The 24,077-nt window shown below is 72.0% G+C and carries 20 protein-coding genes and 1 pseudogene; 9 read left to right on the top strand and 12 right to left on the bottom strand.

Features of this window, described 5'->3' with window-relative positions; all coding sequences use genetic code 11:
* Positions 1–32 precede the first annotated feature (32 nt).
* Complete coding sequence (locus D7I44_RS09340; protein ID WP_120789252.1) at positions 33–971, top strand: 2-hydroxyacid dehydrogenase; 939 nt, start codon at positions 33–35, stop codon at positions 969–971.
* A 121-nt stretch (positions 972–1,092) separates the two neighbouring features.
* On the opposite strand, the gene D7I44_RS09335 is transcribed toward D7I44_RS09340, so the two are convergent.
* The gene (locus tag D7I44_RS09335) at positions 1,093–2,577 is read right to left on the bottom strand and encodes an Ig-like domain-containing protein (protein WP_120789251.1); all 1,485 of its coding nucleotides are present in this window, start codon (positions 2,575–2,577) and stop codon (positions 1,093–1,095) included.
* Between the two features lie 158 nt (positions 2,578–2,735).
* Between D7I44_RS09335 and D7I44_RS09330 the strand changes: the two genes are divergently transcribed.
* From D7I44_RS09330 to D7I44_RS09320, 3 genes are read left to right on the top strand one after another with little or no spacing between them, the layout of a single operon-like run.
* Positions 2,736–4,202 carry a lipopolysaccharide biosynthesis protein gene (locus D7I44_RS09330; RefSeq protein WP_120789250.1) on the top strand — a complete coding sequence of 489 codons (1,467 nt, stop codon included), beginning with the start codon at positions 2,736–2,738 and terminating at the stop codon, positions 4,200–4,202.
* A gap of 13 nt (positions 4,203–4,215) precedes the next feature.
* Positions 4,216–5,205, top strand: a complete 990-nt coding sequence (locus tag D7I44_RS09325) for a polysaccharide pyruvyl transferase family protein (protein WP_120789249.1) — start codon at positions 4,216–4,218, stop codon at positions 5,203–5,205.
* Positions 5,202–6,056, top strand: a complete 855-nt coding sequence (locus D7I44_RS09320; RefSeq protein ID WP_162940173.1) for a glycosyltransferase family 2 protein — start codon at positions 5,202–5,204, stop codon at positions 6,054–6,056. The genes D7I44_RS09325 and D7I44_RS09320 overlap by 4 nt, the downstream gene beginning before the upstream one ends.
* Positions 6,057–6,066: 10 nt before the next feature.
* Here D7I44_RS09320 and D7I44_RS18415 read toward each other — a convergent pair whose 3' ends face one another.
* From D7I44_RS18415 to D7I44_RS09290, 6 genes are read right to left on the bottom strand one after another with little or no spacing between them, the layout of a single operon-like run.
* Positions 6,067–7,602, bottom strand: coding sequence for a S8 family serine peptidase (locus tag D7I44_RS18415; RefSeq protein ID WP_120789247.1), 1,536 nt, complete (start codon positions 7,600–7,602; stop codon positions 6,067–6,069).
* Positions 7,581–9,680 carry a glycosyltransferase gene (locus tag D7I44_RS09310; RefSeq protein WP_120789246.1) on the bottom strand — a complete coding sequence of 700 codons (2,100 nt, stop codon included), beginning with the start codon at positions 9,678–9,680 and terminating at the stop codon, positions 7,581–7,583. The genes D7I44_RS18415 and D7I44_RS09310 overlap by 22 nt, the downstream gene beginning before the upstream one ends.
* Complete coding sequence (locus tag D7I44_RS18660; protein ID WP_120789245.1) at positions 9,677–10,216, bottom strand: acyltransferase; 540 nt, start codon at positions 10,214–10,216, stop codon at positions 9,677–9,679. Before D7I44_RS18660 ends, D7I44_RS09310 begins: the two co-directional genes overlap by 4 nt.
* Positions 10,213–11,511 carry a wax ester/triacylglycerol synthase domain-containing protein gene (locus D7I44_RS09300; RefSeq protein WP_120789244.1) on the bottom strand — a complete coding sequence of 433 codons (1,299 nt, stop codon included), beginning with the start codon at positions 11,509–11,511 and terminating at the stop codon, positions 10,213–10,215. Before D7I44_RS09300 ends, D7I44_RS18660 begins: the two co-directional genes overlap by 4 nt.
* A complete protein-coding gene (locus D7I44_RS09295; RefSeq protein WP_120789243.1) occupies positions 11,508–12,413 on the bottom strand; it encodes a glycosyltransferase family 2 protein in 906 nt (301 codons plus the stop codon). The genes D7I44_RS09300 and D7I44_RS09295 overlap by 4 nt, the downstream gene beginning before the upstream one ends.
* 37 nt (positions 12,414–12,450) lie before the next feature.
* Positions 12,451–13,680, bottom strand: coding sequence for a glycosyltransferase family 4 protein (locus D7I44_RS09290; RefSeq protein ID WP_120789242.1), 1,230 nt, complete (start codon positions 13,678–13,680; stop codon positions 12,451–12,453).
* Positions 13,681–13,868: 188 nt separating this feature from the next.
* Between D7I44_RS09290 and D7I44_RS09285 the strand changes: the two genes are divergently transcribed.
* The 5 genes from D7I44_RS09285 to D7I44_RS09270 are packed head-to-tail and all read left to right on the top strand — an operon-like array spanning position 13,869 to position 19,195.
* Positions 13,869–14,648 carry a YveK family protein gene (locus D7I44_RS09285; protein ID WP_120789241.1) on the top strand — a complete coding sequence of 260 codons (780 nt, stop codon included), beginning with the start codon at positions 13,869–13,871 and terminating at the stop codon, positions 14,646–14,648.
* Positions 14,645–16,222: an O-antigen ligase family protein gene (locus D7I44_RS18165; RefSeq protein ID WP_162940171.1), complete on the top strand. Its 1,578-nt coding sequence runs from the start codon at positions 14,645–14,647 to the stop codon at positions 16,220–16,222. The genes D7I44_RS09285 and D7I44_RS18165 overlap by 4 nt, the downstream gene beginning before the upstream one ends.
* Positions 16,219–17,094 carry a glycosyltransferase family 2 protein gene (locus D7I44_RS18160; protein ID WP_162940170.1) on the top strand — a complete coding sequence of 292 codons (876 nt, stop codon included), beginning with the start codon at positions 16,219–16,221 and terminating at the stop codon, positions 17,092–17,094. The genes D7I44_RS18165 and D7I44_RS18160 overlap by 4 nt, the downstream gene beginning before the upstream one ends.
* The gene (locus D7I44_RS09275) at positions 17,091–17,969 is read left to right on the top strand and encodes an SGNH/GDSL hydrolase family protein (RefSeq protein ID WP_120789240.1); all 879 of its coding nucleotides are present in this window, start codon (positions 17,091–17,093) and stop codon (positions 17,967–17,969) included. Before D7I44_RS18160 ends, D7I44_RS09275 begins: the two co-directional genes overlap by 4 nt.
* Entirely contained in the window at positions 17,966–19,195 is a 1,230-nt protein-coding gene (locus D7I44_RS09270; protein WP_162940169.1) for a right-handed parallel beta-helix repeat-containing protein, read from the top strand. Before D7I44_RS09275 ends, D7I44_RS09270 begins: the two co-directional genes overlap by 4 nt.
* 15 nt (positions 19,196–19,210) lie before the next feature.
* On the opposite strand, the gene D7I44_RS09265 is transcribed toward D7I44_RS09270, so the two are convergent.
* From D7I44_RS09265 to D7I44_RS09245, 5 genes and pseudogenes are all read right to left on the bottom strand, one after another.
* Positions 19,211–20,158 carry a glycosyltransferase gene (locus D7I44_RS09265; protein ID WP_120789238.1) on the bottom strand — a complete coding sequence of 316 codons (948 nt, stop codon included), beginning with the start codon at positions 20,156–20,158 and terminating at the stop codon, positions 19,211–19,213.
* The gene (locus D7I44_RS09260; protein ID WP_162940168.1) at positions 20,158–21,615 is read right to left on the bottom strand and encodes a sugar transferase; all 1,458 of its coding nucleotides are present in this window, start codon (positions 21,613–21,615) and stop codon (positions 20,158–20,160) included. The genes D7I44_RS09265 and D7I44_RS09260 overlap by 1 nt, the downstream gene beginning before the upstream one ends.
* Positions 21,616–21,728: 113 nt before the next feature.
* Positions 21,729–22,919, bottom strand: coding sequence for a glycosyltransferase family protein (locus D7I44_RS09255; protein WP_120789236.1), 1,191 nt, complete (start codon positions 22,917–22,919; stop codon positions 21,729–21,731).
* An 11-nt stretch (positions 22,920–22,930) separates the two neighbouring features.
* A pseudogene (locus D7I44_RS18735) lies at positions 22,931–23,080 on the bottom strand (sugar O-acetyltransferase); the annotation flags it as partial.
* A gap of 502 nt (positions 23,081–23,582) precedes the next feature.
* Complete coding sequence (locus tag D7I44_RS09245; RefSeq protein ID WP_120789234.1) at positions 23,583–24,071, bottom strand: hypothetical protein; 489 nt, start codon at positions 24,069–24,071, stop codon at positions 23,583–23,585.
* Positions 24,072–24,077: the final 6 nt, after the last annotated feature.

Below are 24,077 nucleotides of genomic sequence, written 5' to 3'. Positions count from 1 at the left end.
ACGCCGCGCGTCCCGAACCGTAGGCTGGCGGCATGCCAGAGCGCCTCGTCGTCAGCCTTCCCGATGATCTGCTCCGCCCCTATCTCGACGGGCTCGCCGACCCGGTTCCCGCGGGCGCGGTCGACTTCGTCACCTGGTCGATCGACGGGCCGCCGCCCGTGCCGCGCGTCGACCTCGCGGTGCTGCCCTACATGTCGGCCCACTCGTCGCGCCTCAGGTGGCTTGCCGAGGGCGAGATCGGCCTCGTGCAGTCGCAGTCGATCGGCTACGACGGCGTCGCCGCCGCGCTGCCGGCCGGCCTCGCCTACGCCAATGCGTCGAGCGTGCACGAGACGGCGACGGCAGAGCTCGCGCTCGCGCTGATACTCGCGTCGCAGCGCGGTCTCGACGAGTTCGCGCGCAACGCGGAGCACGGACTGTGGAAGGGCGGCCGGCGGCCGTCGCTCGCCGACCGCACGGTGCTGATCCTCGGCTACGGCGGGGTCGGCAAGGCGGTCGAGGCGCGGCTCGCGCCGTTCGAGGTTGCCGAGGTCGTGCGCGTGGCATCACGCGCGAGATCGGATGCCACGGGCGAGGTGCACGGCATCGCTGAACTGCCTGAGCTGCTGCCGCACGCCGAGATCGTGGTGATCGGCACTCCGCTGACGGATGCCACGCGCGGCCTCGTCGGCGCCGCAGAGCTCGCCCTGCTGCCTGACGGCGCGCTCGTCGTCAACGTCGCGCGCGGCCCCGTGCTGGACACCGACGCGGCGCTCGCCGAGGCGGGGCGCCTGCGCTTCGCGCTCGACGTCACAGACCCTGAGCCGCTGCCGGCTGACCACCCCCTGTGGTCAGCGCCCGGCGTGCTCATCAGCCCGCACGTAGGTGGGGCGGCGTCGGCGATGGAGCCGCGCATGGCCCGCCTGCTGCGCCGCCAGATCGGGCACCTGCTCGCGGGCGAGGAACCCGAGAACGTGGTGCTGCGCAGCTGAGACGTGGCACAACCGCGTCATACGGTCACTGCCGCGCGCTGCGCGCGGGCGGAACGCGCGGGGATGTTCGCTTCGCGCGGATGAGCGCGCCCCTTTGGGCACTGCGCGCGGCTGCTCACGCTCACTTGAGCGTGAGGGTCGCCGCCGCGCTCGTCGTGACGTTGCCGGCCGCGTCGCGCGCCACCGACGTAACCGAATACGTGCCCTTGGGGAACGACGCCGTCGACGCGGTGAGGCGGTAGCTGCCGTCCGACGCCTTCGTGGCCGGGCCGAGCGTCGCGCCGCCCGCGCGGAAGATCACGTCGGTGAGGCCGACGTTGTCTGAGGCGCTCGCGATCAGAGTCACGGTTCCCGTCACCGTCGAGCCCGACTTCGGCGCGGTGATCGCCGTCTTCGGCGCGGTCGTGTCGGCCGCGGTCGCGGCGCCGGTGCCCTTCGGGGTGTCCGCACCCGCGATGGTCGCCGAGGTGGCGTCGCCGTCGACGTCGGTCGGTGCACGGGGCACGGTGGTGGCCACCGCCTTCACGGTCGCGTCGGCTGGCGCGGTCAGATGCAGGTCGTTGGCCGCGGCGTTCGCGAACCGCACCGAGCCCGCCTTGTTGCCGCCCGTCTGCAGCAGCGGCAGCGTCGCACCGCACAGTTTCGTGTTCCACGACGCGACCACCGAGTTCGTCAGCGGCACGGAGCAGTCCGACAGGTAGGCGATGACGTTGCGGTCCGCGACGGTGCCGGCCTGCGTTCCGAGGCGCGCCGCGCCCGCCCCGAGCGTGTTGTTGCGCAGCACCAACCCCACGGTGCTGGCCTCGCGCAGATCCACCGCGGAGCCGCCGCCGCACAGGGTCGTCACCGTGATGCATCCGCTGATGAAGTTGTCCTCGATCGTCACGCCGTAGATGCCGTGCCCGGCGCCGACGGAGAGGATGAGCCCCGAGTTGTAGCAGTTCGAGAGATTGTTGCGCTCGACCACCACGTTCGCCGAGTCGAAGATCTGAATGCAGTCGGCGTGCATCCCGTTGTTCGTCGACTGGTTGTAGTTGCGCACCGTGTTGCCGGCGATCGTGACGCCGTAGGCGTTGCCGACCTGGATGCCGTCGATCGACGAGCCGTTCTCGAACAGCGAGCCCGTGACCGTCGCGTCCGTGCCGCGCACGAACAGGCCGCCCCCGTCGATGTGGGCGCCGGAGACCGTGTCGCCCGTGCCGGTGAGATAGAACGCCGCGGTGACGAGCACACCCTTCCAGGTGAGATAGTTCGCCTGGTCGGTGACCGTCGTCAGGGTCGCGGCGGCACCGGATGCCGGGGTGATCGTGACGGGCGCCGCCGCCGTGCCGTGCCCGCCCTTCACCGTCACGGCCGGGTAGGTGCCCGCCGTGAGCTGAATGGTCGCGCCCGCAGGGGCGGCCGCGACCGCCGTCGGCAGCGAGCAGGGCGCGGCACTCGAACAGGTCGACCCGGTGCCGGTGGGCGACGCGTAGAGCGTCGTGGCGGCGGCGGCCGGCGCGGCGAGGGCGATGACCCCGGCCACGACGAGCCCGACGACCGCCGTCAGTGCGGCGAACGAGCGCCGACGCGCGCGCCCGTGGTTGATTCCCCACCCCGAAGTCATGCGACCAACCTTGCGACGATCGCCTGCCCACCGAAAGGGGGTGCGGTGTGCGCCGACAAGCTTTTACATCCTGGCAACGTGAGGAAACATCACCGTCAACCTGCCGGGTACATGCTTCAAGTCGACGCCCTCCTCAAACGAAGGGAGCACGGCCCCCGATGTCCCAAGGCAGTGGCTCTCTCCGTTCACGCAGTCTGCTCGGCGGCATCTGGACCGCTCTGCAGCGGGTCTACGGCAGCCTGCTGAGCGTCGTCACGCTCGCCCTGCTCTCGCGACTCGTCGGCGCAGAGGCCTTCGGCATCGTCTCACTGGTCTCCGTGTTCATCGGGCTGCTGTCGCTCGTCGGCGACCTGGGGTTCACGCCGTCGCTGATCAGGGCGACGGCACCCTCCAGGCGCCAGATCAACACCGCGTTCTGGACGGGGCTCGCGGTCGGCACGGTCCTCGGCGCTCTGCTGGCGCTCGCGGCGCCGGCGATCGCGGCGTTCTACGGGCATCCCCAGCTCACCCTGATGATCCGCGTCGCCGCGCTCATCCTGCCCCTCAACGCGCTGTGCTCGATTCCGACCATCCTGCTCACGCGCGAGCTCAAGATGCGGCCGCTCGCGATCCGCTCGGGCGTCGGCGCGACCATCGGCGCGGTCGGCGCGGTCATCCTCGCGCTGATGGGGGCGGGTGCGTGGGCCCTCATCTTCCAGGGCGGCGGCAACATCCTGGTCGACATCGCGATCCTGTGGGGTGCGGTGTCGTGGCGGCCGCGCTTCGAGTTCTCTTTCCGCGAGGCGCGCGACATGCTCAAGTTCGGGCTGCCGACGCTCGCCACCCAGCTTGTGCACGAGGGACGCGACCGCATGGTCGAGCTCGTGCTCGGCAAGCTGCTCGGCGCGACAGCGCTCGGCTACTGGGTGGTCGCGACGCGCATCACCTCGCAGCTGCTCACGCTGTTCGCGTCGGTGGTCAACGCGGTGGCGCTGCCCGCCTTCTCGAAGATCAAAGACGACCCGGAGCGGCTCAGGAACGCGGTTCGGCACGCCGAGCGCGTGTGCGCGAGCATGGCCGTCCCCGGTCTGTTCGCGATCGCCGCCGTCTCGCCCGTCGCCGTGCCGTTCCTGTTCGGGCAGCAGTGGGCGACGAGCGGCCAGATCGCCCAGCTCACCGCGCTCACCGGATCGATCACGGCGCTGCAGTGGCTCGACGGGAACGTATGGTGGTCGCTCGGCCGCCCCGGGGTCGAGCTCGCCCTCGTCACGATCATCTCGGCGGTGCACGTCGCCGCGGTGTTCATCGCCGCGCCGTACGGGCTGCTCGCGGTGGCCTTCGCGCTGCTCGCGCGCACCGTGCTGCTGTCGCCGCTGCGTGTGGTCGCACTGGTGAGGCTCGGCCGCATGCCGCTGAACATCTACCGCGACATCCCCGGTATCGCCGTGTCGGCCGGTGTGATGCTCGTCGCCATGGTGTCGATCGGCCACGTGCTGCCGCACTCGCCCGCCCTGCTCTATCTCGCGGCAGAGGCGATCATCGGTGTCGCCGTCTATTTCGGCATCGGGATGCTGGTGCAGCGCAGCGCCTTCGTCGAACTCCGCACCGACGTGCTGCACATCGTGCGGCGGCGCGCGACGGCATGATCGCGGTGGCCGCGTGAGATCGACCGTCGCCGAACTGCACGAGCGCGCGAGCGCCGAGCTCGTCGACGCGCTCGGCGCCCCCGGCCCCGTCGATGTCGTCGACTTCCCCGATCACCTCAACTGCGGCGACGCGGCGATCTGGCTCGGTGAGCTGGTCGTTCTGAGCGCGTCGGGCGCGCGCATCCGATCCGCGATGTCGCGGCGGTCGTTCCGCATCGACGCGCTCACCCCGGCGAGCACCATCGTCCTCCAAGGCGGCGGCAACTTCGGCGGCCTCTACCCCACCCACCACCAGCTGCGGCTGCGGCTGCTCGACAGGCTGCGAGGCCGGCGCATCGTGCAGATGCCGCAGTCGATCGAGTACCCGGGCGAACGCGAGCGCGATGAGCTGCGCCGGGCGGTGTCGCGGCACGGCGCGTTCGTGCTGCTCGTGCGCGACCACCGCTCGTTCGACCTGGCCGCAGCCGACTTCGACTGCGAGGTGCGGCTCGTGCCCGACGCCGCCTTCGCACTCGGCACGCTCACTCGCCGTGCGCCCACGGTCTCCACCGCCGTCCAGGTGCGCACCGACCGCGAGGCGACGGGCGGCGCAGACTTCGGCGACTTCCGCTTCGACTGGCTGCAGGCGCCGCTCACCGAGACGCGCAGGCGCAGGCTCGAGTGGCACGAACTCATCTCGCGTGCGGCGGCGAAGACCGGCTCGGCGCGACTTCGCACCGCCGAGATCGCCTCCGCGCAGCGCCTCGCCGAGGCCAACCTCGCGCGCGCGATCGGGCTGCTGAGCACCGGCCGCACGCTCGTGACCGACCGGCTGCACGGCCATATCCTCGCGACCCTGCTCGGCGTCGAGCACCTCGTCGTCAACGACAAGTACGGGAAGATCCGCGCCTTCTGGGACACCTGGACCCGCGACATCCCCCACGCCCATTTCGTCGAGACCTGGGCCGACACGCCCGCCGCACTCGCCGAGCTGACGGAGGCGCGTGCGGAGGGCGCGGCGTGAGCGCGCCCGACGTGACGGTGGTGATCCCCTGCCGCGACGTCACGGGCGTGATCGAGCGACAGCTGCGCGCGATCGGCGAGCAGGCGACGGCTGCTCGGTTCGAGGTGGTGCTCGCTGACAACGGCTCATCCGACGACCTGCGCGGCTTCGTCGACCGTCTCGGCCTGCCCGAGGTGCGCGTCGTCGATGCGAGCGACACTCCCGGCATCAACCACGCGCGCAACCGGGGCGTCGAGGGCGCGGCCGGCAGCGCCCTCGTCGTGTTCTGCGACGCCGACGACCTCGTGCACCCTGGCTGGCTCGAGGCCCATTGGCAGGCGTACCTCGGCGGCGCGAAGCTGCAGGGCGGCGCCCTGCACCGCGTGCTCGCGGACGGCTCGGAGCTCGGCTGGCAGACCGAGCTGCAGGACACGCTGCGCTTCCTGCCGTGGGCGCCCGGCGCGAACTGCGCGGTGGCGACCGAGGTGTTCGCGGCGTGCGGGCCGTTCGACGAGTCGTACCGCGGCGGCGGCGACGAGACGGACTTCTTCTGGCGGGCGCAGCTCGCCGGCTACGAGCTCGTCGCCGTGCCCGACGCGCGCATCGACTACCTGATGCGCATCGACGCGAAGGGCGTCTACCGGCAGAACGTCGCCTACGGCAAGAGCCACGTCAAGCTGTTCGCCGCATATCAGGGGCGGGGGATGCCGCGCTCGCTCGACCCTGCGATCGCACAGCGCCTCGGCCGCGACCTCGCCAAGCTGCTGCTGCGCGGCTTCCGGCGCGACGATTCGTACCGGGTCATGAAGGACCTCGGCTTCGCGGCCGGACGCGTCATCGGCTCGATCGAGCACCGCACCGTCTACCTCTGAGCGCGCCGGGTCAGTGCGCGACCTTCACCGAGACGCCCGGCGAAGTGCCGACGTTGCCCGCGGCATCCGTCGCCTTGGCCACAAAGGTGTAGGTGCCGTTCGGGTAGCCGGCCGTGCTGATCGTCGCCGACCACAGGCCCGACGACTGCTTGGCCGCCGTCGCGACCTTCGTCGTGCCGACCCAGAAGGTCACGCCCGTGACGGCGACGTTGTCGGAGGCCTGGGCGACCGCCGTTCCCGAGGTCGAGAACGCCGTGCCCGACGGCGGTGAGGTGATCGTCACGGTCGGCGGCGTGGTGTCCTTCGGCGGGGTCGGTGTCGCGGTCGGGGTGGGTGTCGGAGTGGGAGTCGGGGTCTTCGTCGGCGTCGGGGTGGGCGTGGGTGTTGAGGTCAGCGTCGGTGTCGGGGTGGGCGTCGGCGACCCGGTCCCTGACAGCGGCACCGTGCTCGCCAGATAGCCGTAGTACTTCCCTGCGACCGGGTGCAGCGGGTCGCCCTGGAAGCCGTGGCCGAGCGACGCCTGCGCCTTCGCCTGGGCGATCACCGTCTGCATGACGGCCTGCGACGAGGTCATGGCCGCACAGCTGCCGCCTGCGGCGAGGCAGTCGGCGACCACGCCGCTCGCGACAGCGGTCGACATGCTCGTGCCCGACTGCAGATAGCCCGTTCGGTTGCCCTTCAGCGTCGAGTACGGGCACGCGCCCGGCGCCGCGATGATGTGCGCCTGATCGGCCGCGCTCACGGCGTAGCCGCTGTTCGTCGCCGCGGTGTCGTCGCCCCACGGCATGCTGAACTGTGCGGTGCAGGCCGCCGGCGCCGTCGCCTTCCCGCCCGGCTGCCCATCGAAGTCGGCCATGTTGCTCACCGCGAGCACCTCGTTGTAGGACGCCGGGACCACCTTCGCGATGTCGACGTTGTTGTTCGTCGCGGCGGCGACCACGACGATGCCCATGCCGGTGATCGTGCAGATCGCCTGGTGGATCGGGTCGCCGTTGGTCTTGCCGCAATTGCCGTCGTCGGTGCCCGCCGTGCCGAGGCTCAGGTTCACGACCCTGATGTTGTCGGCCTTCGCGTTGGCGATCACCCAGTTCAGACCGCACATCATCGTGGTGGGCGTGCCGGCGTTCTTGCTGTCGAGGATGCGCACGGAGTAGAGGGGCACGCCCGGTGCGACGCCGACGATGCCCGCGTTGTCGTCGTACGCGCCGATGACCCCCGCGACGGCGGTGCCGTGGCCGTTCGCGTCACCGGCATCCCCAGAGCCGAAGCAGTTCACCTGGGCCTTCAGGTTGTAGTCGGTGCGCGCCTCCGACCCCGAGTCGAGGATCGCGACAGCCGGCCCGGACCACGGCACGTTGGCGCCGCTGCCCGCCTTCACCGGCGGGAGATTCGCCTGCACCGTCTTCACCGCGGGCGGCACCGTCTGCACGCCCCACGCCGGCAGCTCGCCGGTCAGCACGGCCGCCACGACGAGCAGGGCGACGGCGCCGGTTGCGACCAGGCTGCGGCGGTTCACTCCGCGGCTCACTCCACGACGGGCACCCATCTGCGCTCCTTCGTCTCTGCGGTGTGCGGCTGCAGCACCGCGCGGTACGCGTCCAGGGTGGCTGCGGCGATCGCGCCCCACTCGAGTTCGGACAGGTCGGCGACCTCCGGCCGCGGCTCGTCGCGCGCCCAGGCGAGGGCACCGGCGAGCGCGGCGGCGTCGAACTCGCCGTCGTAGGTGCGCACCCACGCGGGCCCGACCAGCTCGGCCAGCTCGCCCATCGCGCCGATGCGCGGCACGAGCACCGGCCGGTTCGCCGACAGCGCGAGGATCGCCGAGCCCGAGTTCTCGATCGCCCGGTAGGGCAGCACGACGAGGTCGCTCGCGCGCAGCCAGTCCGCGACGCGCTGCGCGGGCTGGAACGCGAGCTCGAGCACGATGCGGGGGTCGCCGGCCGCGGCATCCGTGATCGCATCGCGCTCTTCATCGCTCGACGGGCGACCCGCGATCGCGAGCCGCGCGTCGGGGTCGAGGCCGCGGAACACCTCGAGCAGGTGCGGCACGTTCTTGTACGGCCGCAATTGGCCGATGGATGCCGCGACCAGGCCGTCTCGGTCGAGATCGAGCCGCGCCCGGGCCTCCGTCCGCGACGCAGAGAAGTCGTAGTCGGCGCGGTAGTGCCCGTGCGGCGTGACGAACGCGGGCGTGTGCTCGAGCTCGGGGTAGCCGCGCCGGGCGGCCTCGACGCCGCTCGCGGACAGCGACAGGATGCCGTCGACGTTCGCGGTGAGCAGCCGGCGCAGCCGCGCCCGCAGCGCGGGAGTCGAGCGCTGCTCGTGGTCGACGACGTTGTGGACGGTCCATACGACGCGGGTGCCGCGACGGCGGGCGACGCGCAGCGCGCCGAAGAACAGCACCAGGCGGGTGACGACGCGCCAGGACCTGTCGCCGGAGAGGAAGGTGAGCTCGGGCCAGTGCAGGTGCACGACGTCGACGTGCGCCGTCGCGAGTCGCCAGTAGCTGAGATCGCGCACCGTCATGCCGAGCTCGCTCATGCTGCGGTAGAGACGCGCGGTGTAGGGGTTGGCGTGCTCGGTGCGGAACGCGGGCTCGGCCTCGATCACGAGCGGTCGCCCGGCCGCCCGGGCGGAGGCGACGGGAGCTGTGCCGAAGAGGGCCGCGCGGGCCGCCGGGTACCCGGGCGACCACTCGCCGCGCCGGCGCCACACCTCGCCCCAGGTGCCGCCGGCGCGACCGACCGCCCGCTCGAGCAGGCCGCGGGTGAGTGCTCCCGCCCTGAGCAGCGCGATGCCGACGACCGCGCGCGCGGGCGACCAGCGCGCCTTCAGCAGCGTGGCCTTCCCGGCCATGACCATGCTCATCTTGCGGCCGTTGCCCAGACGCCGATCACCCGGCCGGCCGGCCTCAGAAGTCGAGCCGCCGACCGTGTGCACGATCGTCGCCGCGGGCACGATCACCGGGCGCATCCCTGCGGCAGCGGCCCGCAGCGAGAAGTCCGCGTCCTCGCCGTAGAGGAAGAACCGCTCGTCCATTCCGCCGAGGCGGTTCCAGTCGAAGCGGGCGATGAGCAGCAGGCATCCGGTGATCACGGGCACCTCGCGCACGGTGTCGCGCTGCCAGCGCCCGAGCGACTCCGGGTCGAACAGACGCGAGCGCGCGAACGCGGTCGACAGCCCCGTCGCGAAGCACAGCAGCGACCACAGGCTCGGCGCGCCCCAGCACGACGACGGCTCGAGGGACCCGTCGGCCGCGAGCGTGCGCCCGCCGTAGAGCCCGTGCTCGGGGTGCGCCTGCGCGAAGTCGACGAGCGCCACGAGCGCGCCGGGCAGCACGGTCGTGTCGGGGTTCAGCAGCAGCACGTATTCCCCGGTCGCCTGGGCGGCACCGCGGTTGACGCCTGCGGCGAAGCCCAGGTTTTCGCCTGCGTCGATGACGAGGACGGCCGGATGCCTCGCCCGAACGGCCTCGGCCGACCCGTCGGACGAGCCGTTGTCGACGACGACGGCCGACACCTCGAGCCCGGGCGCTCGCGCCGCCTCTGCGACGAGAGAGTCGAGGCAGGCGAGCGTCTGCTCGCGGGTGTTGTAGCTGACGATGACGACGGTGAGGGTGGTCATGCTGGCACCTTCACGCTGGCGGGCCGGTAGCCGAGCACGCGCGCGGGCACCCCGCCGACGATGGCGTTCGCCGGCACGTCCTTCGTGACGACCGCGCCCGCGCCGATCACGGCGCCGTCGCCGATCGTGACGCCGGCGACCACGACCGCGTTCGCCCCCAGCCACACATCGGCGCCGACCACGATGTCCCGCTCGACCTTCGGCTGGTCCATCACTGGGACTCCTTGCTCGATGCCGTAGTTCGACGCCGTCAGCGTCACGTGCGGCCCGAGCAGGCACTTCGGCCCGAACACGATGCGGCCGGTGGAATTGCCCGCCCAGATGATGCAGTGCTCGCCGATATGGCTGCCGTCGCCGACCCAGACGCGCTCCGCGTTGCGGAACGACACGTTGGGAGAGATGCGCACCTCGGCGCCGCGGTTGAGGCGCGCCACCTGATCGACGTACGAGTAGGCCGCGAAGTTCGCGAGCTTCAGCGCCTGCAGGTACGTGCGCGGGTCGAGCAGCGTGCGCAGCGCGTCTTTCCCGGTGCTCATGAGGCGACCTCCTGTTCCGCGGCGAGCACTGCCCAGGCATCCGCCGACTCGTTCTCGATCACGCTGCGCACGGCCGCCGGGTCCAGCCCCGGCGCGCACAGGGCGGCGAAGCTCAACTCGCCCGCGTACGACGTCGCGAACAGCCCGAAGCGCGACCCCGGCGTCGGCACCGGCCACAGCACCACCTGGCGCACGGCGGCGCCGGCGATCGCTGCCTGGCCGCGCCGGTACGGCAGGTACGAGGCGTAGCCGCCCGACTCTGCCGGCGTGAGATCGCCGCCGCCGGTGCGCCCGAAGTGTGTGACCTGCGCGTGCACGGCGGCGACCGCCGCGGCGAGCGGGGCAGTTTCCGACACAGACACGCGCAACATCACGATGCTGTTGCGCACGCTCGCGCCCTCGCGCCTGCGCCGCGAGACGGGCACTGCGACGGATGCCTCACCCGCCGCCCCCTCGAGGCGCACCGCCACCCGCAGCGCGAGCGCGACGACGAGGTCGCTGATGCTGCCGCCCAGGCGGCCGGCGAGCTCTGATGCCTGCGCGAGCGGGGTCGACCAGTAGCCGGCGGCCATCGCCGGCGCGTACACCTCGCGCAGGCCGCGCTGCGCGATCGCGCGGTTGCGCGCAGGGCGCAGCATCCGCCCGCCCCAGCGTGTCAGCCGCTTGCGGAACGGCTTGCGCCAGTACTCGTGCCAGGCGTCCCGAGGGCCGGAGCGCGCGCGCAGCCAGCGCCCCCACACCACGCCCAGGCCGCCAACGCGGGTACGCGGGGCCGGCCCGAGCGCGGGCGGAGCGTCATCTGCGCCGACGCCCATCAGCGCGTCGACGAACCGCAGCGCGAACAGCGCGTCGCCGAGCGCGTGCTGCACGCTGCCGACGACCGCGAGGTCGCCGTCGGCGCGCTCGATGACCGTGCAGCGCCACAGCGGGCGGTCGCGGCGCCGCGGCACGTTCGCTCCTCCGGCGAACAGCGCAGGCTCCTCGCCGACCGTGGGAACCCGCGGGAACCAGCCCAGGTGGTAGTCGCGATCGAGCGGCCCCGCGGGCACCCACAGCGGCGTCGTCACGCCGAGCGGCGAATCCACCAGCTTCAGCCGGGTCTCGGTGAACCGCTCGCCGACGACGAGCAGCGCGTCGGCGACCCGCTCGCGGTCGACGGTGCCGTCTGCGCGGCGGAACGGCGCGGAGTCGACGATGATCGTCGCCGTCGGCCACATCGCCTCGAACTCGACCCGGGTGCGGATGAACTTCTCGTCGAGCGTGCGCATCAGCTCGACCTGGGTGCGCGGGGTCACGACCGCTCCGTCCGCGTGAGCCGGGGCCGTTCGTCCTCGGGCACCGCGTCGTCGGCGCCGGCCGGGGCGATCGGCGCCGGTCGGTCCGCGTCGACGAAGAGCGCGCCGCGGCGCGGCACGCGCGCCGCCGCCCCGATGCCCTGCGGAATCGCCTTCAGCAGCGCGAGCCGCGCCGAGCGCTCGCGGGGGTCCGGCCAGCGCACGGCGCCGAGGGCCGCCCGGCCGATGAGCAGCCCCGCCATCGCGAGGCCGGTGAGCGGACGGCTCCTGATCCACTTGTCCGCCATCGCCCCCGCCCCGAGGCCGTAGCCGCGGTAGAGCGCGATGTGATCGTCGTCCTGCCTGGTGAAGTTGTGGTGCACCGTCGCGGTGGTGTCGGACACGATGGCGTAGCCGGCGGCGAGCACGCGGCAGAACGCGTCAAGGTCTTCCGCTCCGGCGAACCGCCGCCCCGCGCCGAGCACCTCGTCGAAGCCGCCGAGGCCGAGCATCAGCTCGCGGCGGAACGTCATGAACGCCCCGTGTCCCGCGTCGATGCCGCGCAGCACGCCCGTCAGACGCTCGACGCGGCCGGGCGCCGCGTCGGCGACGAGGGTGTGGTCGAGCATCCGCCCGGTCACGGCGCCCACGCGCTCGTCTGCGAAGTGCGCGAGCACCCCGTCGACCCACCCGGGCACGGCGACGCAGTCGTCGTCGGTGAACAGCACGAGCGGCCGCTCGGCGTGGGCGAGCCCCAGGTTGCGCGCGATCGACAGGCCGGGCACGTCGGAGCGGACATAGGCGACGGATGCCTCCCGCGCGACGCGCCTCGTCTCGTCGGTGCGCGACCCCGAGTCGACGACGAGCACCTCGACGCCCGCAGGCGTCGCCGCCGCAATCGAGCGCAGCGCCTCCCGCAGCATGGGCGCCCTATCCCTGCTGCACACGATGACGGTGAGGTCACCCGGCCCGTACACGCGGACCCTCCCCCGCGCCGGCAGCGCCCGGCGCGCCGGCCTGCAGCCACACGGCCTCGCGGTACGCGCCCGCCAGCCGCTCGGCTGCGGCCGCCCAGCCGAGCTCGGTCGCACGAGCCGAGGCCGCTCGCGACATCCGCTCGAGCTCGCCCCGGTCGCGCTCGAGACGGTCGAGCTGCGCCGTCAGGGTCACGATGTCGCCCACGCGGTGCGTGAGGCCCGTGGCGCCCTCGACCAGGTCGGCACCGGCCGCCGTGGAGACGAGCGGCACGCACCCCGACGCCTGGGCCTCGTACGTCACGAGCGCACTGCCCTCTTCGACGGTCGGCAGCAGCAGCACGTCGGCGTCGGCGAGCACCGCCCCCGCGTCGCCCGTGAAGCCCGCCACCTCGACGCCCGTGCGGTCGAGGAGCGGGGCGAGCGCCGCGCGGTACGCGGGCAGGAAGTCGCCGTAGATCGTGAAGCGGCCGCGGCCCGCCGCCGCAGAGTCGAGCCACGCGCGCAGCGCGTAGTGCAGCCCCTTGCGCGGGTCGCAGCGACCGAGGAACACCGCGTGCAGGCCGGTGCCGGGGGCGCGCGGCGTGTGCGGGCGCACCGCCTCCGGGCGCACGCCGTAGCGGTGGCGCAGGAGCCGCGCGGGCGCGAAGCCGCGATCGACGAAGGTCTGCCGCACGGCGCCCGACGGGGTGAGCAGCGCGGTGGCCGTCTCATACTCCGCCTGCTCGCGGGCGAGCCGCGACTCCGAGCGGGTGTGGGACTTGCCGCGCGGCTGCTCGAGCCCGAGCTTCCGGTACTCGGCGGCGACCACCTGGTAGGCGTGCTCGGTGTGCGTGTTGGGCACCTCGCGCACCGAGGCGATGCCGAGGGATGCTGCGGCCGCGAAGGTGCGCCGGCCGTTCAACGGCCAGCCGTGCACGACGTCGACGTGCTCGCCGGCCGCGACGCGACGCAGTGCGCGGGCGGCGAGAAGGTCATGCAGCTCGAAGGCCCTCTCGCGGCCGATCGCCCGGTGAGGCATCCGCACCCGCCCCCGCTGCAGTGTGGTCTGCACGCTCGCCGCCTGCGGAACCGGCCTGCTGACGGACGCCGCGAACACGTGCACGCGGTGGCCCGCAGCGGCGAGCTCCGCCGCCTGATTCCACGCCGTCCACCCGATTCCCGCCTCGCCCAGCGCGTGGGGGAACGCATAGAAGACGGTCAGCGGCCGGGTCATGGGTCTAACGGTGGGGCAGTCGCCGAGCGGCCGGAAGTGGATTTGAGGATCCGTCGTGAACCTTTTACATCCCGGCAACGTGAGGAAACATCACTGTCAAGGTGCCGGGTGCACGCTGAAGCTGTCCCCAGTTCGGGTGCACCGGCGCACCGCTTTCACCGACCCCCTCACAAGAGAAGGCGACGCAAATGGACGTTCCCCAGTACCTCCGGGTGCTCTGGCGCTACAAGTGGCTGCTGCTCGTCGGCATCGTCATCGCCGCGATGGCCGCCATGATCGCGGGCTTCAGCCTCGTCGACGGCAAGCTCGTCTCGCGCACGACGCAGCAGTACTCGGCGGCGACCACGATCATGCTCGGCTCGGCCGATCAGTCGATCTTCACCGACCAGCAGGTCGGCCCGACGCAAGCGCCCGGTCAGACGGTGCAGCAGACGAACCTCGCACAGACGGCGGTCGTCTACGCCTACCTGATCTCCGGCGACACGATCCGGCAGCAGGTCGAGGCGAAGCTCGGCGCCTTCGGGCCCGACGACATGCTCACCGCGGTCAGCCGCACCACCCAGCCGGCGGGCAGCGAGCAGTTCCCCGGCAAGTACACGCTGCCGATGATCAACATCGTCGGCGAGAGCGACAACGCAGGCCGCGCCGAGAAGATCTCGCAGACGGCGGCGGAGCAGTTCCAGACCTACGTGGTGCGCCAGCAGAACGAGTCGAAGGTCGCGACCGCCGACCGCATCCAGCTCACGACGATCAGTGACGGCGCCGCGGTCGCGGCCGAGGGCTCCAACCCGGCGATCCCGATCGTGATCACCGGCGTCGGCGTGCTGCTCGTCTTCGTCGCCCTCGCATTCGTGCTCTACAACATCGCCCTCTCACGCGAACGCGCGAGGGTGCGCCGTGCCCGAGCCAGCCGCGCGGCCGCGCCCGAGCTGGTCGCCGAGCAGCCGAAGCCAGCCCTCTCGTCATGAAGACCCGGGCGATCGTCTCCGCAGCACTGCTCGCGGCGGTCGCGCTGGCCGCAGCCCTGTGGGTGCCGCCGATCATCGGCGGCGGCATCCTCATCGGGGTCTCCGTGCTCTACCTGGCGCGCAAGGCACTGTTCACGTGGGCGTCGGCGCTCATCATCCTCGCGAGCGTCGTCATGTTCATCCCCGTGCGGCGCTACGCGATCCCGATCCCGCTGCCGTTCCAGCTCGAGCCGTACCGCGTCGTGATCGTGCTGATCGTCATCGCGATGGTCGTGGCGCTCCTGATCGACCCGCGCTTCACCTGGAAGCCGGTGAAGTTCGGCGTCTCGATCGGCGCCTTCTTCCTCGCCATGGTGCTCTCGATCGCGACCAATGTCGCGTACATCTCCGAGAACGGCCTCGGCGGCGCCGTGCTCGGCAACCTGATCAACTTCGGGCTGCTGATCAGCGTGTTCTTCATCGTGCGGCAGCTGCTGCGCGGCGAGGGGCGGGTGCTGCTGCTGATCCAGTTCCTGGTGTGGTCGGCCGCGATCGTCGCCTTCTTCGCCGTGGTCGAGAAGGTGACGAACGTCAACGTGTTCCTCGACCTCGGCAAGGTGCTGCCGCTCAAGCTGATCAGCGACCAGACGCAGTCGTTCCGCGCCGGCGGCGACCGATCGTACGCCTCCTCACAGCATCCGATCGCCCTGTCCGTGATGCTGTGCATGGTGCTGCCGTTCGCCGTGTGGCTCACGAAGTACGGCTCGCGGCCGGCGAACCGGATTAGCCGCACGATCGTCTACGGATGCCTGATCGCCGTCATCCTGCTCGGAATGACCACCGCGGTGAGCCGCACGGCCGTGATCGTCATCGCGGTCATGGTGCTGCTCACGCTCGCCCTGCGACCGCGGCTCGCCGCGATCCTGATCGGGGCCACGATCCCCGCGCTGCTCATCGGCGCGGTGGCCCTGCCGAAGCTGATCGGGACCATGATCGGCTCGTTCCTCGACCCGGCCCAGCTGCTCGCGTCGCAGTACACCTCGGCGGGATGGGGCGGCGCCGGGCGCCTCGCCGACCTCGGGCCGGCGATGGCGAAGGTCGTGCAGAACCCGTTCTTCGGCACGGGCTTCGGGTCGCGCGTGCTCGTCGGTGCGAACGCCAACGCGTTCATCCTCGACGACCAGGTGCTCGGCACCCTGCTCGAGGCCGGCGCGGTCGGCGTGCTCGGCCTCGCGATCCTCATGCTCACGCCGCCACTGCGGCTGATCGGGTTCGCGCTGCGGAAGGACGTGCCGCCGCGCTACGCGCAGCTCGCGTTCGCATGCGCGGTGTCGTGCGCCGGCTACATCGCCGCGCTGTTCTTCTACGACGCGTTCGGCTTCCTGCAGACCTTCTTCGTCCTGTGCTGGGTGTGGGCCATCGGCGCATGGCTGCTCAGCGAGTCGCCGCGGCTCGGCGGCGTGCTCGAGGACGCCCCGGCGCACCTCGCCCTCGACGGCCCTCGCGACGGCTCCCCAGCCGGCGTGCCAGACGACTCACCCGCAGTGCCCCCGACCCCTGCCCCCGACCGCACCCCCGAGGAGGTGCCCGCATGACCTCGAACCCTGCCCCCGCTCGCGGCGCGATGAGCGTCATCATCCCGGCGCACGACGAAGCGGCCGTCATCGGCCGCCTGCTCGGCCGCCTCATCGACGGCGACCCCGATGGACGGCTCGAGCTGATCGTCGTCGCCAACGGCTGCACGGATGCCACGGCCGAGGTCGCGGGCTCCGTCGACCCCCGCGTGCGGATCGTCGAGATCCCCACGGCGTCGAAGCCCGCTGCGCTGAACGCGGGCGACGCCGCGGCGAGCGCGTTCCCGCGCGCGTACGTCGACGCGGACGTCCGCGTCGAGGCGCGCTCCCTGCTCGCCGTCGCCGAGCTGATGGCGCGCGAGCCCGGCGTGCTCGCCGCGTCGCCGACGCTGTCGATCGACCTGACCCGCGCGAGCGCCGCGGTGCGCCTGCATTACCGCATCTGGGCGCGCAGCGACTATCGCCGGGAGGCCCACATCGGGTCCGGGGTGTACGTGCTGTCGGAGGCCGGGCGGGCGCGCTTCGGCGCGTTCCCGTCGGTCATCGCCGACGACCGCTACGTGCAGCAGCTGTTCGCCTCCGACGAGCGGCGCACCCTGCCGGACCACACCTTCTCGATCTCCGCGCCGGCGACGCTTGACGCCGAGATCGCGCGGGCGACGCGCATCGTCGCGGGCAACGAGGAGCTCGTGCGCTCCGGCCTCGTGCAGGTCGCGCCCGCCACGGGGGACGGCGCACGGGCGCTGCTGCGCCGGGTCGCGCCGCACCCCGGACTGTGGCCGGCGCTCGTGGTGTACTGCTACGGCAAGGCGATGCCGCGGCTGCGTGCCCGGCGCCGCGTGCAGGCGGGGCTGCCGATCATGTGGAACCGCGACGAGTCGAGCCGCGTGTGAGGTTCGCGCGGCCGGCCGCGCGCGGTGCGGCGTCCGCCGCCGCGCTCGCGGTGCTCGCCGGCGTCGCCCTGTCGGGGTGCGCGGCGGCCTCGCATGCGGCCGAGCCGCCGCCGACCGCCTCGGCGGGGTTCCTCGGCGACGTCGCCACGGTGGGCGTGCTCGGCGACTCGATGAGCCTCGGTGTGAACGCGTGCGGGCACAGTGGGGTGTGCACACGGGCGTCGTGGGTGATGGGCACGGACGGCGACGTCGACTCGGTCGCCGACCGCATCGGCTCGGCGACCGGTCATGCGCCCAAGATCGTGAACGGCGCCGTCAACGGCGGCTCGGTCGCGACCATGCTGACCACGGCGCCCCAGGTGATCGCCGCGAAGCCCCAGCTCGTCACCGTGCTGATCGGCGCGAACGACGCCTGCAAGCCGAGCTTCGACCAGATGACGACGGCCGCGCAGTTCCAGACCGACTACGCCGAGCTGATCGATCAGGTCGCGACGGCGCTGCCCGACGCGCACATCCTCGCGCTCTCCGTTCCCGATCTGAACCGGCTGTGGCAGCTCGGCCACGGCGTCGCCCCCGTCGCCGCCGCATGGAACAGAGCGCCGAACTGCCGCTCGCTGCTCGGCAACGCCGCGTCGACGGCGTCGGCCGACGTCGAGCGGCGGACTGCGGTCGGAAAGCGCGTCGACGACTACGACGAGACGATCGAGTCGGTGTGCGCGCAGCACCCGAACTGCATCTTCGACGGCGATGCGCTGCACGACCACGGCTTCACCAGCGACGAGGTCTCGCGCGTCGACTTCTTCCACCCGTCGGCCACGGGGCAGGCGGCGATCGCGAAGCTCGCGTGGGCGGCCCTGACGAAGGCGGGCGGATGACGGGGCGCGGGCGCCTCGCGCGCACCGCGGTCGCGGCGGCCGCCCTCTCGATCGCCGTGGCGCTCGGCGTGAGCGGCTGCTCGGCCGACCTGATCGACTCGCTGCATCAGGCGGGACACGACGTGAAGTCCCACGCGGAGGCGGCGGGCAAGGGCCGGGCCCTCACGACCGGCCACGTCGCGCCAGACGGCTCGGGGAACGCCTGCACGCTCACGAAGCCGTGCGACCTCGCGACCGCGGTCGCGCGCGCGGCGCCCGGCTCGACGATCCGCCTCGCGGGCGGCACCTACCCGACCACCCGGCTCGCCGCAGACGGCGCCCCGCGCCTCGACGGCGCCGATCGCAACGCGACGGTCGAGCCCGAGCCCGGCGCAACGCCCGTCTTCGGCGCACTCACGACCGAGGCGCCGCACCTCACCTGGACCGGCATCACCGTGACCGTGCAGTGGTACCTGAACGGCGGCGCCGTCGGCAACGTCGTCGACGACGTGAAAGTCGACGGCGGCGGCCTGTTCGTGCGCTCCTCCGACATCACGGTGAAGGACTCGGAGTTCATGAACGGCTCGTCGATCGACGGCATCCAGGTCGGCCTGTCGAACAACGTGCTGATCGAGGGCAACTCGGTGCACGACTACAACCAGGACAAGAACGACAACATCCATGCGGACTGCATCCAGGTGTTCGACTCGTCGAACGTGACGATCAGAGGCAACCGCCTCAAGAACTGCTACAACACGGGGCTCATCATCTCGGTGGGCGCCGGCAAGGGCATCCACACGCTGACGGTCGAGTCGAATTTCATCCAGGGCTGCATCGTCGTCGGCCCGCGCTGCGGCGGCGGCTCGTCGGCCGCCCTGCAGGAGAAGAGCGCCACCGACCTCGTGGTGCGCGGCAACACCTTCGCGAACGGCTCGGTCCGGCTGGTCCAGACGCCGGGCCTCGTGTTCGACCGCAACATCGTCGGCTACATCTCGAGCTGCGACGCCCCGATGACGAACTCGATCATCGAGTTCTGGAACACGAAGATGTGCGGCACGCCCGCCGTCGTCTCACGCGACGGCAACAGGGCCGTCAAGGTCGCGTTCCAGGATCAGGACGCGGGCGACCTCAGGCCGGCGGATGCCTCCACCGTCCGCATCTCACCGCAGGGCACGCTCGGCCCGGTCGCGACGGACATCGACGGCCACCCGATGCCGGCCGACGTGGCGGGCGCCGCCGCCCCCTGACGTTGCGACCGGTGGCTACGCGACGAGCTGGAAGCGCGGCGGCGCCGCGGCGGCCGCGCCGAGCGACGCGGCGTGCAGCAGGTCCTCCATGGTGAGGTCCTCCGCGTGCCGCATGAGCGCGAGGCCCCTGCTCTCGAGCTCGCGCCCGATCTGCACCTGGTGGTCGTCGACGTGCTCGTGGTACTTCGCGAGCCGCGGCACGAGCACCGGCACCTTGCCGTTCTCGAGCGCCGTGATCGCGGTGCCGGTGCCGGCGTGCGCGATCACGACGTCGGCCTCGGCGATCGCTTGCGCGAGCTCGGCGTGCGGCACCATGGCGCGCCCCGAGATGCCGTACTGCGAGACATCCTCTGTTCCGGTCTGCCACAGCACGTCGCAGCCGTCGAGCAGCGGGGCGAGCGCGTGGTACAGCCGGCGGAACGGGTAGCCCTCCTGCGTGCCGACCGAGACGACCACCCGGCCGATGCGGCGCCGACCCGTGGCATCCGCCGGCTTGAACGAGTCGAAGATCGACCCGCGGTACTTCCACCGGTCGCTCTGCCACACCGGGTACTGCGTGTACGTCGGGATGTGCGCGTTGCGGGCGATCAGCCTGCCAGACAGCGACGGCCCCTCCGCACGTGCGGCCGACTCGATGTAGTGCACCGGGATGCCGTGCTTGTACGCCACCGGCAGCACCGCGACCGCAGGGCTCGAACCGGTCGAGACCGCCATCGAGAACCGGTTCGTCGCGAGCAGCAGCTCGGCGAACGCCCGCAGCCGCAGAATGTTGGTGGCGTCGCGCGGCGCGGCGAACGGCGTGAAGATCACCTCGCGCTCGGCGAGCAGCGACTCGCTGAGGCCGTTGCGGAAGGTGAGCCAGAGCTGCTCCTCCGCAGCGATGCCGATGCGCTCGGCCAGTGCGAACAGTTGCTTCAGATGGCCGCCGCCCGAGCAGACGAGCAGCACTCGCTCTTTCGACATCAATACGCTCCCTCGTGTGCGAACACCGTGCGCGCCGTGCGCAGCAGGATCATCAGGTCGTTGGTGAGCGACCAGTTCTCGACGTACCAGAGGTCGAGCTTCACGCTCTCCTCCCAGCTCAGCCCGCTGCGACCGGACACCTGCCACAGCCCCGTGACGCCCGGCTTGATCAGCAGGCGGCGGTTCACACGCCCCTCGTACCTCATCACCTCGGCAGGCAGCGGCGGGCGGGGGCCGACGAGGCTCATCTCGCCGCGCAGCACGTTGAACAGCTGTGGCAGCTCGTCGAGCGACAGCCGGCGGATGACACGGCCGACGCGCGTCACCCGCGGGTCCTCCTTCAACTTGAACAGAAGCCCCGCGCCCTCATTGCGACTCACCAGCTCGGCGAGCCGCGCCTCGGCGTCGACCACCATCGACCGGAACTTGAGCATCGCGAAACGGCCGCCGCGCATGCCCACGCGCTGCTGGCGGAAGAGCACGGGCCCGCCGTCGGTCTTCACTGCGAGCGCGACGACGATCATGACGGGGGCGGCGACGAGCAGCGCGACGGTGCCGACGACGATGTCGAACGCGCGCTTCACGCTGTAGTTGAAGCCGGAGAACCGCGGCAGGTCGACGTGCACCATCGGCAGTCCCTCGACCGGCCGCCAGTGCATGCGCGGGCCGGCGACCTCGATGAGCCGCGAGACGAGGATCAGCTCGACGCCAGAGTCCTCGAAAGCCCAGCCGATCTCGCGGATCTGCTCGTTCCCGCCCGGCAGGCCACCCGCGATCATCACGGCGCGGGTGCGGGTGCGGTGCACGGTCTCGACGAGCTCGTCGAGACCGACACGGGGCAGAGCGGATGCCTGCCCCGTCGGCTCCCCATCATCGGTGAGCACCACGGCGATCGCCTTGTAGCCCGCGCGCAGCTTGCCGCCGAGCTCGCCGACGGCCCGCTCGACCTCGGCCGTGCCGCCCACGACGACCGCTCCGGTGAGGCAGCGGCCGACGCGGCGCATCGCGTGCACGCGGCCGCGCCAGAAGAGCCGGCCGGCCAGGAGCAGCGCGAGGCCGAGCGGCAGCGCGATGGCGAGATAGCCGCGGGCGATGGTGAGCTGCGCCAGGTACGCGAGCATCGCGAGCAGCCCGAAGGTGATGAAGGTCGCGTTCGCGACCCGGCCGTACTCGACGAGCCCGACCCCGAGGATGCGGCGGTCGCGCGAACGCGTCGCCCACAGCCCGAGCAGCCAGGCGAGCGCGACGATGAGCGCCAGCCCGCGGAACTCGATCGAGCGCGGGTCGGTGCCGCTCAGGCCGACGGTGCCGAAGCGACCGAGCTGGGCGACCGTGACCGCGATGGCGATGGCCGCGGCATCCGTCGCGATCAGCGCGTACTGGACGCGCCGCTGCCACGCGAGATGGAGGGGCTGGAAGACCACAGCGGTGTGGACAGGCATTGCGGATTCGGACACGACGTCCTCCACGCATCGAGAGCTGTCAGGGGCTTGTTGCCCCCCAGGCTAGGCGCACCCGAACGGGGCAAATAGAGCGATCGTCACCTTTTTACGTGAGCGTTTGTCACGTGTCATCGAGTGGAAACCTGGGCGGCCGCCGGCATCGCCAACTCAAGCAGCGCGCGGTGCCGGGAGCGCCATGAGTTGTCGTTCACGAACCGTTCGCGGTCGGCCTCAGGGCTGCGGCCGAGCGCCAGTGCGGCATCCGCCGCGCCCGCGAAGCCCGCGACGTCGGCCGTGAGCAGCACCCGCGGGCCGAGGCCGCGCACGGGCGGCAGGTCGACCGCAAGCACGGGCGCGCCCGCGGCGAGGTACTCGTAGAGCTTGAGCGGGCTCATCGCCTCGGTGAGCGGCGTGCGCCGGTGCGCGAGCAGCGCGATCTCGGTCGCGCGCAGCACGGCGACCAGCTCGCCGCGGCCGACGTGCGGCGCGATCGTGATGTTGGGCACGGCGCGCAGCGGGGCGACGTCGCGCTCGTCCGGCACGGACCCGAGCAAGACGATCGACAGCTCAGGGCGCGCAGCGGCGAGCGCCGCGATGCCCTCGACGTCGATGCGGGTGTCGAGCGTGCCGACGTGGACGGCGCGCGGCCCGGGCAGCGCCGCGAACCAGGCGGGCGGGGCGACGGCGGGGCCGAGCCACTCGCGCGGGTCGACGCCGTTCGGCACGACAGCGGCCTCGCCGCGCAGGCCGCCAGGGTCGGCAGCCGAGATGCGGTCGATGATCTGCCGGCTGACCGCGGTGACGGCGATGCCGCTGCGGGCGATGCGCGCGTACGCCTCGGCGTAGACGGGCCACCAGCGCTGCTTCGCCGGGGTCGTGAGCCAGTCGTCGCGGCCGAAATAGGCGACGGAGCCCGCCCATTCGAGCGGAGCGAACCCCGCGATCACCGGGTTGGTCGTGATCACGGCGGGGCGCTCGATGCCGAAGCGGCTGGATGCCTTGCGCAGCGCCCGGTCGTACGCGGCGTACTGCCGTGCCACGACCGCGGGATCCGCGGAGTCGCCACGGGCGAGACGCACCGGCTCGAAGAGCTGCCTGTTCCCGGTGGCGGGGAACGCGGGCTGGTCGTGCAGCACCCGGTGGGCGGCGACGGTCGCGAGCGACCGGAAGGGGTTGGACACGAGCAGGCGGCCGACGGCGCCGGCATCCTGCTCTGCCATCAGCGTCTCGAGGATGCGGTCGGGCGGCCGCATCATCTCACGCGCCCGCGCATCGGCGTAGGTCTCGTACGAGAACGTGAAGACCGCGTCGACCGACACCGGCTCCTCCCCTAGACCACGAGCTGGCGGACGACGCGCGCCGGAGCACCGACCGCGACGCTGCGGGCGGGCACGTCTTCGCGCACGACGCTGTTCGCACCGACCACGGCGCCGGCGCCGATGGTCACACCGGGCAGAACCACGACGTTCTGCCCCAGCCAGGCTCCCTGGCAGATCCGCACGGGCGCGACGCGCTCGAGCGGCTGATCGCGGATGTAGGCCTCAGGGTCGTCGAAGCCGTGCATATGGTCGGAGATGTACACGCCGCGGGCGAGCTCGACGCCGTCCTCCACGACCACGCTCATCACGCCGGTGATCGACGTCTGATGCATCCGCACCCGGTTGCCGATCACGATCACGGGACCTGCCGCGGCGCGGTCGGGAACCAGCAGCCACGAGCCGGCCGCGATCAGGCACTTCTCGCCGATCGCGATCTTGTCGCGGTTGCCCCACCGGAACGGCAACAGGATGCGGCTGCCCGTGCCGAACCGCGCGAAGCCCCGTGCCGCGAGCAGGCTGAACGCTGCGTCGCGCGCAGTCTGGACCAGCTTGAGGAGGTCGACGGGCATGCCCCGAGGATAGGCCAGCAGTGTCCCCCCGGTGAGGGACGCTCACAAATGTTAACCCGTCCGAAACACCCCTCTTACGGGATCGTTCCAGCGGCTATCCCAGGACGCCGCCCCAGACCGCGCGGGCTCCCGAGTCGCCGATCAGCACGATCTCGACGATGAATCCGACGCCGACGACGGCCGCGGCCGCCCAGAGCACGGCGGTGCCGCCCCAGCGCACCGTCGAGGTGAGGCGCGCGCCGAAAACCGGGTTCAGCGCGAAACGCCACCACCCCCACTCGGCGAGCCCGACCGCGAACAGCGCGATCGACCAGGGCAGCAGGCCCTCGCCGCGCTCGACGTGCGTCGCGAGAGCGGGGGTCGTTCCGACCACGGACTGCAGGTACTCCCCTGCCGAGACCGTGATCGGTGTGAGCACGAGGATGACGAGCCCGGCGAGCGGTGTCACCACCCCGAGACGTCGGCGCGCGGCCGGCCAGAACGCGTGCAGGATGACCGCGAGAGCGGCGAGCGGCCCGAGCACGACCACAACGTGCACGAGCAGGATGTGCAGGGGCAGCCCCGCGAAGGTGTCGAGGTTCACGATGAC

Source organism: Gryllotalpicola protaetiae (assembly GCF_003627055.1).
In the GTDB taxonomy this organism is placed as follows: domain Bacteria; phylum Actinomycetota; class Actinomycetes; order Actinomycetales; family Microbacteriaceae; genus Gryllotalpicola; species Gryllotalpicola protaetiae.
The sequence above is the reverse complement of the archived record's forward strand: the minus strand, read 5'-3'. Positions and strand labels throughout refer to the sequence as shown.

Coding starts and splice junctions, on each gene's coding strand:
- D7I44_RS09265 (WP_120789238.1), bottom strand. CDS start 20,158: ATGTCGAAAGAGCGAGTGCTGCTCGTCTGCTCGGGCGGCGGCCATCTG.
- D7I44_RS18160 (WP_162940170.1), top strand. CDS start 16,219: ATGACCTCGAACCCTGCCCCCGCTCGCGGCGCGATGAGCGTCATCATC.
- D7I44_RS09310 (WP_120789246.1), bottom strand. CDS start 9,680: ATGACCACCCTCACCGTCGTCATCGTCAGCTACAACACCCGCGAGCAG.
- D7I44_RS09335 (WP_120789251.1), bottom strand. CDS start 2,577: ATGACTTCGGGGTGGGGAATCAACCACGGGCGCGCGCGTCGGCGCTCG.
- D7I44_RS09270 (WP_162940169.1), top strand. CDS start 17,966: ATGACGGGGCGCGGGCGCCTCGCGCGCACCGCGGTCGCGGCGGCCGCC.
- D7I44_RS18415 (WP_120789247.1), bottom strand. CDS start 7,602: ATGGGTGCCCGTCGTGGAGTGAGCCGCGGAGTGAACCGCCGCAGCCTG.
- D7I44_RS09330 (WP_120789250.1), top strand. CDS start 2,736: ATGTCCCAAGGCAGTGGCTCTCTCCGTTCACGCAGTCTGCTCGGCGGC.
- D7I44_RS18165 (WP_162940171.1), top strand. CDS start 14,645: ATGAAGACCCGGGCGATCGTCTCCGCAGCACTGCTCGCGGCGGTCGCG.
- D7I44_RS18660 (WP_120789245.1), bottom strand. CDS start 10,216: ATGAGCACCGGGAAAGACGCGCTGCGCACGCTGCTCGACCCGCGCACG.
- D7I44_RS09295 (WP_120789243.1), bottom strand. CDS start 12,413: ATGCTGCGGGAGGCGCTGCGCTCGATTGCGGCGGCGACGCCTGCGGGC.
- D7I44_RS09285 (WP_120789241.1), top strand. CDS start 13,869: ATGGACGTTCCCCAGTACCTCCGGGTGCTCTGGCGCTACAAGTGGCTG.
- D7I44_RS09290 (WP_120789242.1), bottom strand. CDS start 13,680: ATGACCCGGCCGCTGACCGTCTTCTATGCGTTCCCCCACGCGCTGGGC.
- D7I44_RS09340 (WP_120789252.1), top strand. CDS start 33: ATGCCAGAGCGCCTCGTCGTCAGCCTTCCCGATGATCTGCTCCGCCCC.